The sequence below is a fragment of the Pseudonocardia sp. genome, assembly GCF_025965585.1.
Classification (GTDB): Bacteria; Actinomycetota; Actinomycetes; order Mycobacteriales; family Pseudonocardiaceae; genus Pseudonocardia.
Map to the genome: position 1 here is coordinate 1 of NZ_JAOPWR010000037.1, position 15,992 is coordinate 15,992.

The window sequence follows — 15,992 nt, forward strand, 5'->3', positions numbered from 1 at the left end:
GGCGCAGCAGGGTCGATCCCGTCCCGCGGCGCGCCGGGTGGGCGTCGTCCGCGGCTCGGACGCTCGAGGCCGTGCGCACGGTCCGATCATCCGTGCCCGGGGACGAGCCCCCGCAGCCGGGTCAGCCTCCGCGAGCCCACCCGGCAGGGTGCCCGGACACCTCCGGTAATGCCGGAAACACCGGAAATGCCGGTAACGCCGCTGTCGCCGTGAGCGACCATCCTGCAGAAGTTCCCAGCACGCCAGGAAGGACCGCACGTGGAGGTCGACCGTTCCGACCGCAACCGCAGGCCGGTGCACCGCCGACGCGTCACGGACCGCGTCGAGGACGCCGCCGCGTGGGCGTTCGCGGCCCTCGCCCTGCTGACGGTCCTGGTCGCGGTCACGGTCGGCCAGGCGGGCCACGCGTCGGCGCTGGACCGCAGCCGGGCGGAGACGGCGTCGCGGACGCCGATCCGCGCGGTACTGCTCGACGCGGCCGTTGTGGACGGCCCGCAGCAGGTCAGGGCCCGGTGGACCGGCGCCGACGGCGTCGAGGTGACCGGGGACGTCCCGGTGCACGAGTCCGGCCCCGCCGGGACCGTCGTGCAGGTCTGGCTGGACGCGGACGGCCGGGTGACGTCCGCGCCCCTGAGCGCGCGCGCCGCCGAGGCCACCGGCTTGGTGCGCGGCATCCTGACGGCCCTGTCGGGCTGGGCGCTGCTGGCCCTGGCCTGGAACGGGCTGCGGCGGCTCGTGGAGCGGCACAACACGGCGGCGTGGGAGCGGGACTGGGAACGTGTGGAGCCCGAGTGGTGCGGTCGCGTTCCGTGAGCTCGCGCTCGGGGCTGCCGGGGCCGGTGCCGGCATGACAGGGTGCAGGCGTGACCTACGACGTGCAGGCGGTGCGTGACCACTTCCCGGCGCTGAAGGCCGGCTACGCCCACTTCGACGGGCCGGGCGGGTCGCAGGTGCCCGAGGCCGTCGCCGAGACCGTGGCCCGCACGATGATGTCCCCGCTCGCCAACCGCGGGCGGGTCACCGCCGCCGAGCGTGCCGCCGACGACATCGTGCTCGACGCCCGCGCGGCGATGGCCGACCTGCTCGGCGCCGACGCCGGCGGCATCGTGTTCGGGCGCAGCATGACCCAGCTGACGTTCGACGTCGCCCGCGCGCTCGCCGCCACGTGGTCCCCGGGCGACGAGGTGGTGGTCACGCGCCTGGACCACGACGCCAACATCCGGCCGTGGGTGCTCGCGGCCGAGGCCGTCGGTGCGGCTGTCCGCTGGGCCGACTTCGACCCGGCCACCGGTGAGCTCACCGAGGACGCGATCGCGGCCGTGCTGTCGCCGCGCACCCGCCTCGTCGCGGTCACGGCGGCGTCCAACCTCATCGGCACCCGCCCACCGGTCCGGGCGATCACCGACCTCGCACACGAGGCCGGGGCGCTGGCCTACGTCGACGGCGTGCACTACTCCGCGCACACCGGTGTGGACGTCCAGGCGCTCGGCGCGGACTTCTACTCGTGCTCGCCCTACAAGTTCCTCGGCCCGCACTGCGGCGTCGTGGCCGCGGCACCCGCGTTGTGGGAGACGCTCCACCCGTGGAAGCTCGCGCCCTCGTCCGACGCCGTGCCGGAGCGCTTCGAGCTGGGCACGCTGCCCTACGAGCTGCTGGCCGGCACCACGGTGGCGGTCGACTTCCTCGCCGGGATCGCGCCCGGTACCGGCAGCCGCCGCGAGCGGCTGCTGGTGTCGATGCACGCCGTCGAGACCCACGAGGACGCGCTGCGGGCCCGGATCGAGGTGGGGCTCGCCGAGCTGCCCGGTGTCACGCTGTACTCCCGTGCCGCCCACCGGACCCCGACGCTGCTGGTCGGGCTGCCCGGCCGTCGTGAGCAGGAGGCCTATGCGTTCCTCGCCGAGCGCGGCGTCAACGCTCCGGCCAGCTCGTTCTACGCGCTGGAGGCGTCCCGCAGGCTCGGCCTCGGCGACACCGGCGCCCTGCGCATCGGGCTCGCCCCGTACGTCGACGACGCGGACGTGGACCGGTTGCTGGAGGGTCTGCGCGCGTTCTTCGCGGGCTGACCCCGGTGGCGGGCGGAACGCGGGAGGCGGGGCGCGCGGTCCTCGACGGCGCGCTCGCCGTGCTGGGCGCGTTCTCCCACGAGCGCCCGGGCGCTGGTGATCGACGTCGTGCCGCCGCTCGGGGTGCGGGACGAGCCGCTGGTGCTGGAGGTGGCCGTCGAGCCGGAGCCCACATTCGATCCGTGACGAACTAGCCTCGTGTGATGGGGGAGACCACGGTGAGCCGCGGGCCGTTGATCGGCGCGGTGATCGCCGGGGTGGCCGGGGCGGCGTGGGCCCAGTGGGCCGCGGGCGGGGCGACGGGACGCGCCTCGGTCGCGATCCGGGTCCTGGGCATCATGGCCGGTGTGGTCGTCGTGCTGGGCGCGGCCCGGCTGCTGCCCGCGTCCGAGGCCGACGGCGACCGGTCGATGTTCCGGACATGGCACTACCGGCTCACGGTCGTGACCGAGGTGGTCGCGATCGCCGCCGGCGCGGCCGTGCTCGGGACCGTCGCGCACGGTCAGTACGTGATCGTGTGGGTCGCGCTGGTGGTCGGCGCCCACTTCCTGGTCTTCGGCCGGTTCTTCCGGCCGGTCTTCCACCAGCTCGGTGCGGCGGTGGTCGTGGCCGCGGCCTCGGGCGCCGCGGTGGGCATCGCCGGGGCGGGGCCGGGTGCCGTCGAGCTCGTCACCGGGCTGATCAGCGCCGCCAGCATGCTCGTGGCCGGCGGGGCCGTCGTGCGCGCCGCCGTCAGCGACCGGGGTTGAGCCTGCGCTTCGCGAGGTCGCGGCGGAACAGCGGCGGCAGGTAGCGCAGCATCAGCGCCGACCAGGTCAGGTGCGTGAGCAGCGGCGCCTGGATCCCGCCCGTCGCCCGGCGCTCCAGCCCGAACAGCGCCCCCACCACGCCCGACGCGAGCACGAGCGCGGGGTTGCGGGTGGCCACCGTCGCCATCATGTAGATCCCCGTGGACGCGGCCACCGAGTCCTTCTCGGGCAGCGCGGCGTACAGCGCGCCACGGAAGAAGACCTCCTCGGCGGCCCCGTTGGTGAGCGTCGTGAGCAGGACGAGCCGGTCGTCGCCCTGGTCGGCGTACTGCAGCACCGAGGAGATGGCGCGGTCGAGCACCGGGATGCGCCGGGCCACGAGCGCGGCGCCGTAGAACGCCCCGAAGGCGCCGACGCCCAGCAGCACCGGGGTGACGACCGGGCGGCGCAGGACCGGGTTCGGGCCCGGGCCGCGGCGCTGCATCCAGCCCAGGTGCAGCGGCCCCGACGCCAGCCCGCCCACCACCCAGGTGGCGGCCGTGGCCGCGGTGAGCCCGTAGAACTGCTTCGAGCCGGGCTTCGTCGACAGCGACGCCCCGAGCACCCCGGCACCGGTGATCGCGGTGGCGGCCACCACCTTGCGCCGGCGGTGGAACGCGGCGTCGGACTCCCGGTGGTCGCGGGGGACCTTCTCCGTGAGCCACGAGGGCAGCACGCGCGCGGCGCGCCCGAGGAGCGTCACTCCCCCCTCCCGGCCTTGGCGCGTTCTCCCAGTGCCGCCAGCACGGCCGCGTCGTAGTCCATGGGCTCGAACGGTACGAGCTCGCGGATGCTGTCGTCGCGCACCACCACCTCGTTGACCATCGAGTCGACGAGCGAGCGGCCCGTCTGCAGGTCGACGTCGGTGACGAGCGACAGCCAGCGCGACGACAGCTGCGGCGAGAGGAGCGGCACCGGGACGACGACCATCATGCGGCCCTCGATGGCGGCCACCCGGCGCATCATCTCCACGTACTCGAGCACTTCCGGGCCCCCGACGTCGAACGCCCGCCCGGCCGCCTCCGGCACCGTCAGCACCCCGACGAGATAACGCACCACGTCCGCGATCGCGATCGGCTGCGTGCGGGTGCGCACCCAGCGCGGTGTGATCATCGCGCGCAGGCGCTCGACGAGCTGGCGCGTCATCTCCCACGAGATGCCGCCGTGGCCGACGATGATGCCCGCCCGCAGCGTCGTGACCGGCACGCCCGCCGAGCCGAGCAGCTTCTCGACCTCGCGACGGCTGCGCAGGTGGGTCGAGAGGTCGTCGGCGTCGTCGCCGAGCCCGCCCATGTAGACGATGCGGTTCAGCCCGGCGTCCGCGGCGGCCGTGGCGAACGTGCGCGCGGCGTCGGCGTCGCGCTGCTCGAACGCGGCGTCGTCGAGCGAGTGCACGAGGTAGTAGGCGGCCTCGCAACCGGTGAGCGCGACGGCCAGCGACGCGGCGTCGTGGACGTCGCCCTGCACGGCCTTGCCCGCCCCGTCGTACCGCTCGGGGCTGCGGGTCATCGCCATCACCTCGTGCCCGGCCGCCTCCAGGGCAGGACACAGGCGCCCGCCGACGAAACCGGACGCACCGGCCACCAGAACACGCATGGGCCCACCCTCCCGTGCCCGGCCGCGCCCCGCGACCGCAGGCGGCCCCCGGGTGGTCGGCGCCACCCGCGCGGCGCGCGCGTGGTCAGGCGCGGCGGCCTGCGGCCCGGGTGTGCTCGAAGATCAGGTTCGTCTCCGTGCCGGCGATGGCGGGGTCGCGGTTCAGCTGGTCGCCCACGAAGTCGCGCAGCTCGTCGGTGCTGGAGGTGGCCACATGCACGAGGAAGTCGTTGGCGCCGGCCACGAAGTACACCTCCAGCACCTGCGGCCGCCGGCTCAGCCGCGCGACGAACTCGCGGATGGCGTCGCGGGCGTGCGGCTGCAGCCGGATGGCGATCATGGCCTGGAGCTCGTGGCCGAGCGCGCGGGGATCGATGTCCGCGTGGTACCCGCGGATCACGCCCGACTCCCGCAGCGCCCGGACCCGCGCCAGGCACGTGGACTGTGCGATGCCGACGCGCTCGGCCAGCTCCTTGTTCGACACGCGCGCGTCGTCGGCGAGGGCGCGCAGCAGCGCGCGGTCGGTGGCGTCGAGTGGGCGAACTTCCTGCGGGCGAAGGGGTTTTGCGGGGCGTGCTCCCGCAGGTGGTAGCGGCATGATCGGCCTCCAACGAAAGTTCTGCGGTTGGGTTGTACCGTATCGCCAGGATCTTCACTCTTAGGTCATGAGAATCGGTGTGCCTCGTGAGGTCAAGAACAACGAGTTCCGCGTCGCGCTGACCCCCTCGGGGGCGCACGAGCTCATCCGCTCCGGGCACGAGGTGTTCGTCGAGCAGGGGGCCGGGCTCGGCAGCTCGATCACCGACGCCGACTTCGAGGCCGTCGGTGCCCAGGTCGTCGACGACGCCGACAAGGTGTGGGCCGCGGCCGACCTGCTGCTCAAGGTCAAGGAGCCGGTCGCGGAGGAGTATCACCGCCTCCGCGAGGGCCAGGTGCTCTTCACCTACCTCCACCTCGCCGCGTCGCTGCCCTGCACGCAGGCCCTGCTCGACTCCGGCACCACCGCCATCGCCTACGAGACCGTCCGCCTGGCCGACGGCTCGCTGCCGCTGCTCGCCCCGATGAGCGAGGTCGCGGGCCGGCTGGCCCCGCAGGCCGGTGCGAACGCGCTGCTCGCGGCCTCCGGTGGCCGCGGCGTGCTGCTCGGCGGCGTGCCCGGCGTGCGCCCCGCGAGCGTCGTCGTGATCGGTGCGGGCGTCTCCGGCCAGAACGCCGTCGCGATGGCCGTAGGTCTCGGGGCCGACGTCACCGTGCTCGACCTCGACATCGCCAAGCTGCGTCACCTCGATGACCGCTACGCGGGCCGTGTCCGCACGGTCGTCTCGAACACCCACGAGCTGGAGAAGGCCTGCCTGGACGCCGACCTCGTGATCGGTGCCGTGCTCGTCCCCGGCGCCCGCGCCCCGCGCCTGGTGAGCAACGAGCTCGTCAGCCGGATGAAGAAGGGGTCCGTGCTCGTCGACATCGCCATCGACCAGGGCGGCTGCTTCGAGGACTCGCGTCCCACCACGCACGCGGACCCGACCTACACGGTGCACGGATCGGTCTTCTACTGCGTCGCCAACATGCCCGGCGCGGTGCCGCACACCTCCACCTACGCGCTGACCAACGCCACGCTGCCCTACGTGCTGCGGCTGGCGAACCAGGGCTGGGAGGCCGCCGTCGCCGCCGACCCGGCGCTGGCGCTCGGCCTGTCCACCCACCGGGGTGCGCTGACCAGCCGCGAGGTGGCCCGTGACCTCGACCTGCCGTGGACCGACCCGGCCACGGTCGTCGGCGCCTGAGGCTCCCGGAAGCGAACGGCACGCACCGGGAGGCGCGTGCCGTTCGATGGTGTCCGGCGCCCTCCCATAGGGTTCCGCCGTGCCTGCCGAGTGGTGGTTCGTCGCGCTAGCGGTGCTGGTCGCGGTCGTGGTGCTCGGGGTGGTGGCGTTCGTGATCCGGCGGGAACGCTTCGCCGCGGCCGCCGCCGAACGCCTGCCCGCCGGGGACGACGACCGCCCGCTGCCCGCCGTGGTCGTCAACCCGACGAAGATCGCGCCCGGGACGCGGGACCGGATCACCACGGTGTGCACGGGCCTGGGCTGGGCCGAGCCGCTGTGGCTCGAGACCACCGTCGACGACCCGGGCACCGGCCAGGCCGCCACCGCGGTGGACAAGGGCGCCGACGTCGTCCTCGCGTGCGGCGGCGACGGCACGGTCCGCGCGGTCGCGCAGGCGCTCGCCGGCACCGGGGTCGCGATGGGGCTGGTGCCCCACGGCACCGGCAACCTGCTCGCGAAGACGCTCGGCACCCCGCTGGAGCTCGTGCCCGCCGTGCGGCTCGCCCTGACCGGTGACGACCGGCCCATCGACGTCGGCCGCGTCCGGGTCGACGGCGGTGAGGAGGAGCACGTCTTCCTCGTCATGGCCGGCACCGGCTTCGACGCGGCGATCATGGAGAACACGCCGGAGGGGCTCAAGAGCCGGGTCGGCCCGCTGGCCTACGTCGTGTCCGGGCTGCGGGCGATGCGCGGCAGCCGCACCCGCGTCACCCTCACCTTCGACGACGGCGAGCCGATGCGCCGTCGCACCCGCACGGTGCTCGTGGGCAACAGCGGCACCCTGCTCGGCGGCCTCGTGCTCATGCCCCGTGCCGTGCTCGACGACGGGCAGCTCGACATCATCAACCTCGCGCCGAAGGGCATGGTGGGCTGGGTGGCCGTGGCCGCCCGCGTGGCCAGCCGCAAGCGCCGCGGCAACGAGCGCGTCGAGCACTGGCAGGCGCGGTCGATCGTGATCGAGGCCGACGAGCCGCAGCCCTCCCAGATCGACGGCGACCCGGTCGGTGACGCGTCCGAGCTGCGGATGCGTGTGGAGCCGCGGGTCCTTGTGGTGCGCGTCGCGGACGCGGAGCCTCCGGTGGACGAGGAGCAGCGATAACGTCGGGGCCGTGCGTACGATCCAGGTCATCGGCATCGGGTCCGGCGACCCCGACCACCTCACGCTGCAGGCCGTCGCGGCGATGAACCGGGTGGACGTGTTCTTCACGATCGACAAGGGCGCGGCGAAGACCGACCTGTCCGCCCTGCGCACCGAGCTGCTCGCGCGGCACGTCACCCGCCCGCACCGGATCGTCGAGGCCCCGGACCCCCGCCGCGACCGCGCCGCCGAGGCGTACGAGGCCGCCGTCGTGGACTGGCAGGACCGTCGCGAGGCCCTCTACGAGCGCATGATCGCCGACGAGCTCGACGACGACGGTTGCGGCGGCTTCCTGGTGTGGGGCGACCCCGCCCTCTACGACGGCACGCTGCGGATCCTGGACCGGATCGCCGCGCGCGGCGAGGTGGCGTTCGACGTCGTCTCGATCCCAGGCATCAGCAGCGTGCAGGCCCTCGCCGCCGCGCACCGGCTGATCCTCAACCGCATCGGCCGCGCGTTCACCGTCACCACCGGACGCCGGCTGGCCGAGGGCGGCTTCCCCGCCGACGCCGACGACGTGGTCGTGATGCTCGACGCCCGGCACGCCTACGCCGGCCTGCCCGACACCGACCTCGACATCTACTGGGGTGCCTACGTCGGCTCGGCCGACGAGGTGCTCGTGCGCGGCGACCTGCAGCAGGTGAAGGACGAGATCCGCCGCGTCTGGACCCGGGAACGCGACCGCAAGGGCTGGATCATGGACACCTACCTGCTGCGCCGCCGGGTGCCGGAGCCGGACGGTGCCGCGTGAACGTCCTGGTCCTCGGGGGCACGGGGGAGGCCCGGCGGCTGGCCTCGGCCCTGCACGACCGGCCGGGCTGGGTGGTGACGTCGTCGCTGGCCGGACGAGTGGCGGTGCCGTCGCTGCCGCCCGGCGACGTGCGGGTCGGCGGCTTCGGCGGCGTCGACGGGCTGCGCCGCTGGCTGCGGGAGAAGGGCGTGGACGCGGTGGTGGACGCCACGCACCCGTTCGCCCGCCAGATGACGGCCCACGCCGTGCAGGCCACGACGGACACCGGCGTGCCGCTGCTCGTGCTGCGCCGCGAGCCGTGGCAGGCCGGTCCCGGCGACCGCTGGCGCCGCGTGCCCGACGCCGCGGCCGCCGCGGCACTGCTGCCCGGGCTGGGGGAGCGGGTGTTCCTCGCGACCGGCCGCGGCGACCTGGCCGTGTTCGTGGGCCTCGACCGGTGGTTCCTGCTGCGCGCCGTGGACCTTCCGCCCCCGCCGCTGCCCACCCGGCACCACCTGGTGCTCGGCCGGGGTCCCTTCACCGCCGACGCCGAGCGGGCACTGCTGCGCGAGCACCGCGTCGACGTCGTGGTCACGCGCGACAGCGGCGGCGTGATGACGGCGGCGAAGCTCGTGGCCGCCCGCGAGCTGGGCCTGCCGGTGGTGCTGCTCGACCGGCCCCCAGCACCCGACGTGCCCACGGTGGCGACGGTGGACGAGGCGGTCCGCTGGCTCGCCGCCCGGTGATCACCACCTTGCGGCGCCCGGTGGTCCCTGCCCGCGCAACCTGACGCATCTCGTCGCCTGCGCCGGGTTGCGGGATGGGCGATCACCGGTGGCACAGTTCCGGTGTGCCCGCGCCTCTCCGCACCCCCTACGCCGTCGTCGACGTCGACGTGCTCGACCGGAACGTGGTCGCCATGGCCGCCTCCGCCCGGGCGCGCGGGCTGGACCTGCGGCCGCACGCCAAGACCCACAAGTGCGCCGAGATCGCCCGCCGCCAGCTCGCGTCCGGGGCCGTGGGCCTCACGGTGGCGACCGCCGGCGAGGCCGAGGCGATGGCCGACGCCGGCTGCGCGGACCTGTTCGTCGCCTACCCGCTGTGGGTGGACGCCGACCGCGGTGCCCGGCTGCGCGAGCTGGCCGACCGGGTGGCGCTGCGCGTCGGCGTCGAGTCGGTGGAGGGGGCCGAGGCGCTGGCGCGGCACGCCGGTCCCGTCGACGTCGTGGTGGAGGTCGACTCCGGACACCACCGCACCGGGGTCGCCCCCGAGGACTCGGGCGCGGTGGCGGTGGCGGCGGCGCGGGCCGGGCTGCGCGTGCGCGGAGTGTTCACGTTCCCCGGGCACGGCTACGGACCGGGCAGCGCGCCGCGGGCGGCCTCCGACGAGCTGGCGGCCCTCGGCCTGGCCGCGGCCGTCGTCCGGGCCGCCGGTGTCGAGATCGACGTGGTCAGCGGCGGTTCCACCCCGACGGCCCCGCTGACGTCGGGGGAGCTCACGGAGATGCGCCCCGGCGTCTACGTCGTCAACGACGCGCAGCAGTGGGAGCTGGGCACCTGCGGACCCGACGCGATCGCGTTCACGGTGGCGGCCAGCGTTGTGAGCAGGCGGCCCGGCCGGGTGGTCCTCGACGCCGGGAGCAAGGCGCTGGGCGCCGACCGTCCTGACTGGACCACCGGTTCCGGCCGCCTCCTCGACGTCGCGGGTGCGCGCATCGTCGCCCTCTCCGAGCACCACGCCACCGTCACGTGGCCGGACGGCGAGCCGCCTGCCCTCGGCGCGGTGCTCCGGGTGGTGCCCAACCACGTCTGCGCCGCGGTGAACCTGGTGGACGAGCTGGTGGTGACGTCCGGCGGCGACGTGGTGGACCGCTGGGCGGTGGCCGCCCGCGGCGCCAACTCCTGATCTCAGGAACGTTCGAACTCCGCACGCACCCCCACCAGGCGGACCGCGCGACCCTGCCGGAAGAGCCCGAGCACCTCCAGGGCTCCCGCCTCGATGGCCTCCGCGTGCTGCGTCGGGGCGTCGAGGGTGATGCTGCGGGTGCGCGTCGTGAAGGGGGCGAAGCGGATCTTGACGGCCATCCGGGCCACGTCCCGTCCCTCGGCCGCGACGTCGTCCGCCACGCGGTGGGCCAGCGCCACCACCTCGGCGCGCACGTCGTGCCAGTCGGTGAGGTCGGCCGGGAACGTCGTCTCGCGGCTGCGCGAGCGCGGCACCCACGGCGTGCCCTCCACCCGCTCGCGGCCGATGCCCCGCCCGAGCTGCACGTAGTACGGCCCCAGCGTCGGGCCCAGGTCCGCGGCGAGCGTGGCCGGATCGGCGGCGGCCAGCTCGCCCACGGTGCGGATTCCGCGGTCGGCGAGCTTCTGGCTCGTCTTCGCGCCGATGCCCCACAGAGCGCGGGTAGGGCGACCGGCCATCACGTCGTCCCAGTTCTCGGCGGTCAGGGTGAACACGCCCGGCCCGGGCGGCTTGCCGAGCTCGGTGGCGATCTTCGCCCGCAGCAGGTTGTCGCCGATCCCGATGCTGCAGTGCAGCCCGGTGCCCTCGAGCACCGCGCGCCGGACGTCCGCCGCCAGGCCGTCCGGGTCGTCGGTCCGGCCGCCGAGGAACGCCTCGTCCCAGCCCATCACCTCGAGGACCTGGCCGGGCCCGAAGCCGCGCAGCACGTCCATGACGCCCTCGGACGCCACCTCGTAGGCGGGGTTGTCGGCGGGCAGGAACACCGCGTCCGGGATCCGCTTGCGCGCCGTGCGCAGCGGCATCCCCGACCGGACGCCGTGCTCGCGCGCCGCGTACGACGCCGTGGCCACGACGCCGCGCTGCGTGGGATCACCCTTCCCGCCCACGACCACCGGCAGCCCGGCAAGCTCCGGGCGGCGCAGGATCTCGACGGCCGCGATGAACTGGTCGAGGTCGACGTGCAGCACCCGGTACACCGGCACGGTCTACCGTGCGGCCGCCGGATCCACCAGCCGCACCACCGATGACGCCAGGCGCAGCGAGCCGACCCCGGTGGGGTGGTAGGGGAACGGGTCGGCGAGGCCCTGGATGTCGGGTCCGAGCCCGTCGGCGGCCCGATCCTCGGTGACGGCGGCATCGGAGCCGGATCCGGACGCGCACAGCGGGCGCAGCTCCGGCCGGGCCACGGCGAAGCCGTACTTCTGCGCCCCGGCGGTGAGCACGTCGTTGAGCCGCTGGTTGCGCTCGGTGAGCAGGTCGATCTTCCCGGCGTCGAGGCCCGGGTAGCCGGCCGCGCGCATGTCGGGGCACGACTGCTGGTCGGCTCCCGTTCCGGGGAACGGGTCGTAGGAGGTCATGACGATCACCTGCGGGTGCCCGGGCAGCTCGGCCAGGTCGAAGAGCAGGTCGCCGTAGGCGCGGTCGAACGCCGCCAGCCGGTAGTCGAACTCGCCCTGCGTCAGCTGGTCGGCGCAGTCCTGCACGCCGTAGCAGTAACGCAGGAAGTCGGTCCAGCCCACGTCGTTGGGGCCGATCGCCACGACGACGAACCTCAGGTCCTGCACCCGCTCGAGCACGCCGACCTGGGCAGGCACGCGCGTGGCGCCCACGTTCTGGGGCCCGCGCAGCCCGTCCGCGACGGTGGCGTCGGGACAGGCGAGGTTCAGCATCCGCGCGGGCAGCAGGTGGCCGATCTCGGCGGCGAGGGAGTCGGAGCTGCGGCCGCACGTGGCGTCGTCGGGGCGTGCGTCCGGGCCGGTGGCGGCGACGGGCGGGCCACCCACCCGGGACGCCCGCGAGTCACCGATGACGGCACCCTCGTAGCCGGTCAGCGCCGGGCCGACCGGCTCGGGCGTGAGGTGGTAGGCGCCCACGATCTGCGCCAGCGACGTCACGCCGGACAGCCCGCGCACCGCGCCCGTGTAGGCGAGCGCACCGCAGGCGCCCCAGGCCACCGCGGAGACCGCCACGGCCACCACCGTCATCCGGCGCGCGGCCCGCACGCTCCGTGCCCAGATCTCGGGGAGCGGCGTGCCGGGTGCCGCGGGTTCGCGGCCGTGGTCGTGGCTGTGGCGGCGCAGCACGAGCAGCGTCCGCAGACCCGCACCGGCCATCGACGCCACGAGCGTGATCGCCAGCAGCCCGAGACCGCCCCACAGGAACCAGGCCAGGAACCCGTCGCCGAGCGCGCCGACGGCCTCCTGCGCGATACGCGGGGCCTGCAGCGGGTCGAACACGGCCTCGGACTCGGCGTTGCGCTGGATCGGGCCCATCGTGAGCTGCGGGCGCAGTGGCCCGTAGACGGTGAGGCGGTCCAGGTCGAGGGAGGTGTTGCCGACCTGGACGACGCGGGCGGGCCCGGCCAGTGACGGCTCGGGCGGCCGCGCGCCGACGGTGATGTGCTGGCCGAACGCGTCCACGCCCTGCGCGGGCGTGAGCAGGATCGTCACGGGCAGCCCGACGAGCAGGCAGAACAGGACGAGCAGGGCCGTCGGGCCCTGGCGGCGGAGCAAATTCAGGCCTCGGTCCCCCCTGGATCGATCCGGACCCCTCCAGGATGCGTGCCCGCGACGCTCTTGGGAACCGTCGAGCGGCGCAACCGTGGCGCAGCCCACCGTCCCGACCGGTCGCCGCGGGGCCCGGATCAGGTCTGCGCACGCATCGCCAGCAGCGCGATGTCGTCGCCCCGGGCGTCGGCGGAGAAGCGCTCGACCTCCTCGCGGACGGCGGACACCAGCTGGGCCGCCCCCGCGCCCGCCGCCTTGCCCGCGGCGGCGAGGAGGCGTTCGGCCCCGAAGTGCTCGGCACCGTCGCGGCGCTCGGTGACGCCGTCGGTGTAGACGAGCAGGGTGTCGCCGGGCTCGAGGTGGTGGCGCGTGGCCTCCAGGTGCACCGTGGCCAGCAACCCGACCGCGGTGCCGAAGTGGCCGACGAGCTCCGCGGTGCCGTCGGCGCGGACGATCACGGGCTGGAGGTGCCCGGCGAGCACCAGGTCGATGTCGAGCCCCGGGGGTACCCCCGGCCGCGGCCTGCTGACCATCGCGGTGGCGAGCGTGCAGTACTGCAGCGGGTCGCCCGCCTCCATCATCACGTCGTTGAGCATCTCGACGGTCGGCACCAGCGAGCGCCCGCCGCGCACCAGCACGCGCAGCACGTCGCGGACCAGCCCGGTCCGTGCCGCCGCGCGGGCGCCCTTGCCGCAGACGTCGCCGATGGAGACGAGCCAGTGCGACGGGTCGACGGTGAGCACGTCGTAGAAGTCGCCGCCGACGTCGCTGCCGGTGCTGGCCGGCAGGTACTCGGCCGCGAACTCGACCCCGGGGACGATCGGCAGCGCCCGGGGCAGCAGGGCGTGCTGCAGTGCCTGGGAGACCGCGACGTGCGCGGCCGTGCTCTGGGCGTTGTGGATGGCGAGCGCGGCGCGGCGGGCGATGTCGGCGATGAGCACGACGTCCTCGGGGTTGTGCGGCCGGTTCGCGGGCCGGCCCACCACGAGCGTGCCGATCGTCACACCGCGGGCCCGCAGGGCCACGGCGAGCCCGTCGGTCGGCACGGCGAAGCGGACGGGCGCGGATCCGTGGCGCGCCAGCGCCGCCAGCTGCGTGCGCAGCTGCGGGGGGAGGCCGGGCCGGGCGTCGGGGTCGAGCACCGCGCGCAGCTCAGGGAGCTCGTTCTCGTCGGCGTGCGTCAGCGCCGCGAGCCGGAGCCGTCCGACCTGGTCGACGAGGTGCACCGCGCACCAGCGGCCCAGCCGCGGCACCACCACCTGCGGCACCACCGCCACGGCCAGCTCGACATCGAGCGACTGGCCGAGCAGCTCGCTCGTCTCGGCGAGGTAGGTCATCCAGGCCCGGCGGCGCTGGTCGACCTCGCGCAGCCAGCGGGACTCGACGGCCATCGCCACGCGGTAGGCGATGAGCTCGGCGAGGTCGCGGTGGCGGGTGGTGTCTGCCCCGGCCGGCGAAGCGGCCGTACCGGCGCGGGCAACGATACGGAGGGTGCCCCGCAGCGGGGGCGTGAGCGGGAGCGGCACCTCCACCGGCGGGCCGCCGGCCGGCGGCGTGGACGCGGAACCGTCGCGGGCCACCTCACGCGGCCCGGTGCCGTCGCCCTCGTCGACCTCGACGTGCACCCACTCGGCGTCGAGCAGCTCCCGCAGCCTGCGCAGCAGCTCGGCCACCAGCTCCATCGGCTGCAGCCGGTCGACCAGTGCGGGGGGCACGTGCAGCAGCCAGCGGGCCTGCTCGGCCTCCGACCACACCCGCTCGGCGTCCAGGGGCGTCACCGGCGGCGCGGCCGCCGCGGGGGGACCGGAGTCGTTCAGCGCCAGGGAGAACCAGGTGACGTGGCGGCCGCCGGTCTCGTGCCGCGTGCCCCACGCGGTGGACAGTCGCTGCACCATCTCCAGGCCGCGCCCGTGCGAGGCCGCGCGGCCGTAGCGGCGCCGGGGCTGGGCGAGGTGCAGCTCCAGCGGCCCGGCCCCGCGGTCGGCGACCGACACGGTCAGGGCCGCGCCGGGGTCGTCGCGGTCGTCGACGGCGAGCGTGATGTCGAACTCGGTGCCGGCATGGATCACGGCGTTCTCGCACAGCTCGCTGGCCAGCAGCACCGCCGTGTCGACCAGGTCGGCGTCGGCCCCGACGGCGTCCAGACCGCTCCCGGGATCGGCCAGCGCGTCCTGCAGCAGCCGTCGCGCCCGTCCGGCGGATCGGGCGTCGGGCGGAAGCCGCATACGCCGCTCGAGCTGAACGGGCACGGGTGCAGTGTGCCCTGTCGCTCTCCGTAGCGCTCGAGGCTCCGCTCGGATGCAGGTCCGGCCCCCCTCCGATCCCGTAGGGTGTTCGCCTACGGTGACGGAACCGGTCGCGGTGCGAGGCGTCGCCGGACACCCGCCGGAGACCAGGGGAGGACGGCGGCCATGACGACGGCACGGCGCGCGGGGGCTGGCGCGGGCCCGTCGGATCATGCTCCCGACGGTCACGACGCGAGCCCGGACGACCTGCTGCGGGAGCTCGCCGAGGGGCTCTCGCAGGTGCGGCAGGGACGGTTCGACGTGCGCCTGACCCACCGCGACGGCGCGGCGGGCGAGGTGGTCGACCAGTTCAACGAGATGGTGGCGCTGCAAGAGCGGCGTAACCGCGACCTGCTCCGGATCGGTCGCGTGGTCGGGCGCGAGGGCCGGATGACCGACCGGCTCGACGAGGAGTCCTACGACGGGGCCTGGGCCGCCGGCGCGAAGGCCGTCAACGCGCTGATCGACGACCTGGCCGCGCCCACCGCCGAGATCGCACGGGTGATCGAGGCCGTCGCCGAGGGCGATCTCTCGCAGCACATGGCGCTGGAGATCGAGGGCCGCCCGCTGCGTGGCGAGTTCCGCCGCATCGGCCGCACGGTCAACACGATGGTCGACCAGCTCAGCTCGTTCGCCGACGAGGTCACGCGCGTGGCGCGCGAGGTGGGTACCGACGGACGGCTCGGCGGACAGGCCAACGTCCCCGGAGTCGCCGGCACCTGGAAGGATCTCACCGACTCGGTGAACTCGATGGCCGGCAACCTGACCGGCCAGGTCCGAAACATCGCTGAAGTTGCGACCGCTGTGGCCCGAGGCGACTTGTCCCGCAAGATCACGGTGGACGTGAAGGGCGAAATTCTCGAACTGAAAGACACGATCAACACGATGGTCGATCAGTTGAGAGCGTTCGCTTCCGAAGTCACCCGTGTGGCCCGCGAAGTCGGTACGGACGGGAGGCTGGGAGGTCAAGCGCAAGTGCCTGGTGAGAAACTTCTCCGCCGTGACAACGGCCGTGGCCATCGGGGACTTGTCCAAGAAGATCAGGGTGTACGTGAAGTGGGAATTTATGGAGCTGAAGGACACGATCAACACG

The 15,992-nt window shown here is 74.6% G+C and carries 15 protein-coding genes; 9 read left to right on the plus strand and 6 right to left on the minus strand.

Going from position 1 to position 15,992, the window contains the following annotated elements; translation table 11 throughout:
* The first annotated feature begins 258 nt into the window (after positions 1-258).
* The 3 genes from JWR81_RS01785 to JWR81_RS01795 all read left to right on the plus strand — a co-directional run bounded on the left by JWR81_RS01785 (position 259) and on the right by JWR81_RS01795 (position 2,815).
* Positions 259-813, plus strand: a complete 555-nt coding sequence (locus JWR81_RS01785; RefSeq protein ID WP_297645852.1) for a hypothetical protein — start codon at positions 259-261, stop codon at positions 811-813.
* A gap of 50 nt (positions 814-863) precedes the next feature.
* Entirely contained in the window at positions 864-2,066 is a 1,203-nt protein-coding gene (locus JWR81_RS01790) for a cysteine desulfurase-like protein (RefSeq protein ID WP_297645854.1), read from the plus strand.
* Between the two features lie 203 nt (positions 2,067-2,269).
* Entirely contained in the window at positions 2,270-2,815 is a 546-nt protein-coding gene (locus tag JWR81_RS01795) for a hypothetical protein (RefSeq protein WP_297645856.1), read from the plus strand.
* Here JWR81_RS01795 and JWR81_RS01800 read toward each other — a convergent pair.
* The 3 genes from JWR81_RS01800 to JWR81_RS01810 all read right to left on the minus strand — a co-directional run bounded on the left by JWR81_RS01800 (position 2,799) and on the right by JWR81_RS01810 (position 5,048).
* Positions 2,799-3,557 (minus strand): CPBP family intramembrane glutamic endopeptidase, encoded by a 759-nt coding sequence (locus tag JWR81_RS01800; protein WP_297645858.1) that lies wholly within the window; start codon positions 3,555-3,557, stop codon positions 2,799-2,801. The two genes, JWR81_RS01795 and JWR81_RS01800, sit on opposite strands and share 17 nt — an antisense overlap.
* The gene (locus JWR81_RS01805) at positions 3,554-4,450 is read right to left on the minus strand and encodes an NAD(P)H-binding protein (protein WP_297645860.1); all 897 of its coding nucleotides are present in this window, start codon (positions 4,448-4,450) and stop codon (positions 3,554-3,556) included. The genes JWR81_RS01800 and JWR81_RS01805 overlap by 4 nt, the downstream gene beginning before the upstream one ends.
* An 85-nt stretch (positions 4,451-4,535) precedes the next feature.
* Positions 4,536-5,048 (minus strand): Lrp/AsnC family transcriptional regulator, encoded by a 513-nt coding sequence (locus JWR81_RS01810; RefSeq protein ID WP_297645862.1) that lies wholly within the window; start codon positions 5,046-5,048, stop codon positions 4,536-4,538.
* A gap of 67 nt (positions 5,049-5,115) precedes the next feature.
* On the opposite strand from JWR81_RS01810, the gene ald reads away from it, so the two are divergent.
* The 5 genes from ald to JWR81_RS01835 all read left to right on the plus strand — a co-directional run bounded on the left by ald (position 5,116) and on the right by JWR81_RS01835 (position 10,047).
* A complete protein-coding gene (gene ald / locus JWR81_RS01815) occupies positions 5,116-6,234 on the plus strand; it encodes an alanine dehydrogenase (RefSeq protein WP_297645864.1) in 1,119 nt (372 codons plus the stop codon).
* A gap of 79 nt (positions 6,235-6,313) precedes the next feature.
* Positions 6,314-7,372: a diacylglycerol kinase family protein gene (locus tag JWR81_RS01820; RefSeq protein WP_297645866.1), complete on the plus strand. Its 1,059-nt coding sequence runs from the start codon at positions 6,314-6,316 to the stop codon at positions 7,370-7,372.
* Positions 7,373-7,382: 10 nt separating this feature from the next.
* Positions 7,383-8,162, plus strand: coding sequence for a precorrin-6A synthase (deacetylating) (cobF, locus tag JWR81_RS01825; protein WP_297645867.1), 780 nt, complete (start codon positions 7,383-7,385; stop codon positions 8,160-8,162).
* Positions 8,159-8,887 (plus strand): cobalt-precorrin-6A reductase, encoded by a 729-nt coding sequence (locus JWR81_RS01830; RefSeq protein ID WP_297645869.1) that lies wholly within the window; start codon positions 8,159-8,161, stop codon positions 8,885-8,887. The genes cobF and JWR81_RS01830 overlap by 4 nt, the downstream gene beginning before the upstream one ends.
* Positions 8,888-8,991: 104 nt before the next feature.
* Entirely contained in the window at positions 8,992-10,047 is a 1,056-nt protein-coding gene (locus JWR81_RS01835; RefSeq protein WP_297645871.1) for an alanine racemase, read from the plus strand.
* A gap of 2 nt (positions 10,048-10,049) precedes the next feature.
* On the opposite strand, the gene JWR81_RS01840 is transcribed toward JWR81_RS01835, so the two are convergent.
* The 3 genes from JWR81_RS01840 to JWR81_RS01850 form a co-directional block, all read right to left on the minus strand.
* The gene (locus tag JWR81_RS01840) at positions 10,050-11,090 is read right to left on the minus strand and encodes a DNA polymerase IV (protein WP_297645873.1); all 1,041 of its coding nucleotides are present in this window, start codon (positions 11,088-11,090) and stop codon (positions 10,050-10,052) included.
* 3 nt (positions 11,091-11,093) lie between these two features.
* Entirely contained in the window at positions 11,094-12,620 is a 1,527-nt protein-coding gene (locus JWR81_RS01845; RefSeq protein WP_297645875.1) for a hypothetical protein, read from the minus strand.
* Positions 12,621-12,751: 131 nt separating this feature from the next.
* Complete coding sequence (locus JWR81_RS01850) at positions 12,752-14,863, minus strand: SpoIIE family protein phosphatase (RefSeq protein ID WP_297645877.1); 2,112 nt, start codon at positions 14,861-14,863, stop codon at positions 12,752-12,754.
* A 162-nt stretch (positions 14,864-15,025) separates the two neighbouring features.
* Here JWR81_RS01850 and JWR81_RS01855 point away from each other — a divergent pair.
* On the plus strand, positions 15,026-15,992 hold a 967-nt coding region (locus tag JWR81_RS01855; RefSeq protein ID WP_367278719.1), incomplete at its 3' end, for a HAMP domain-containing protein.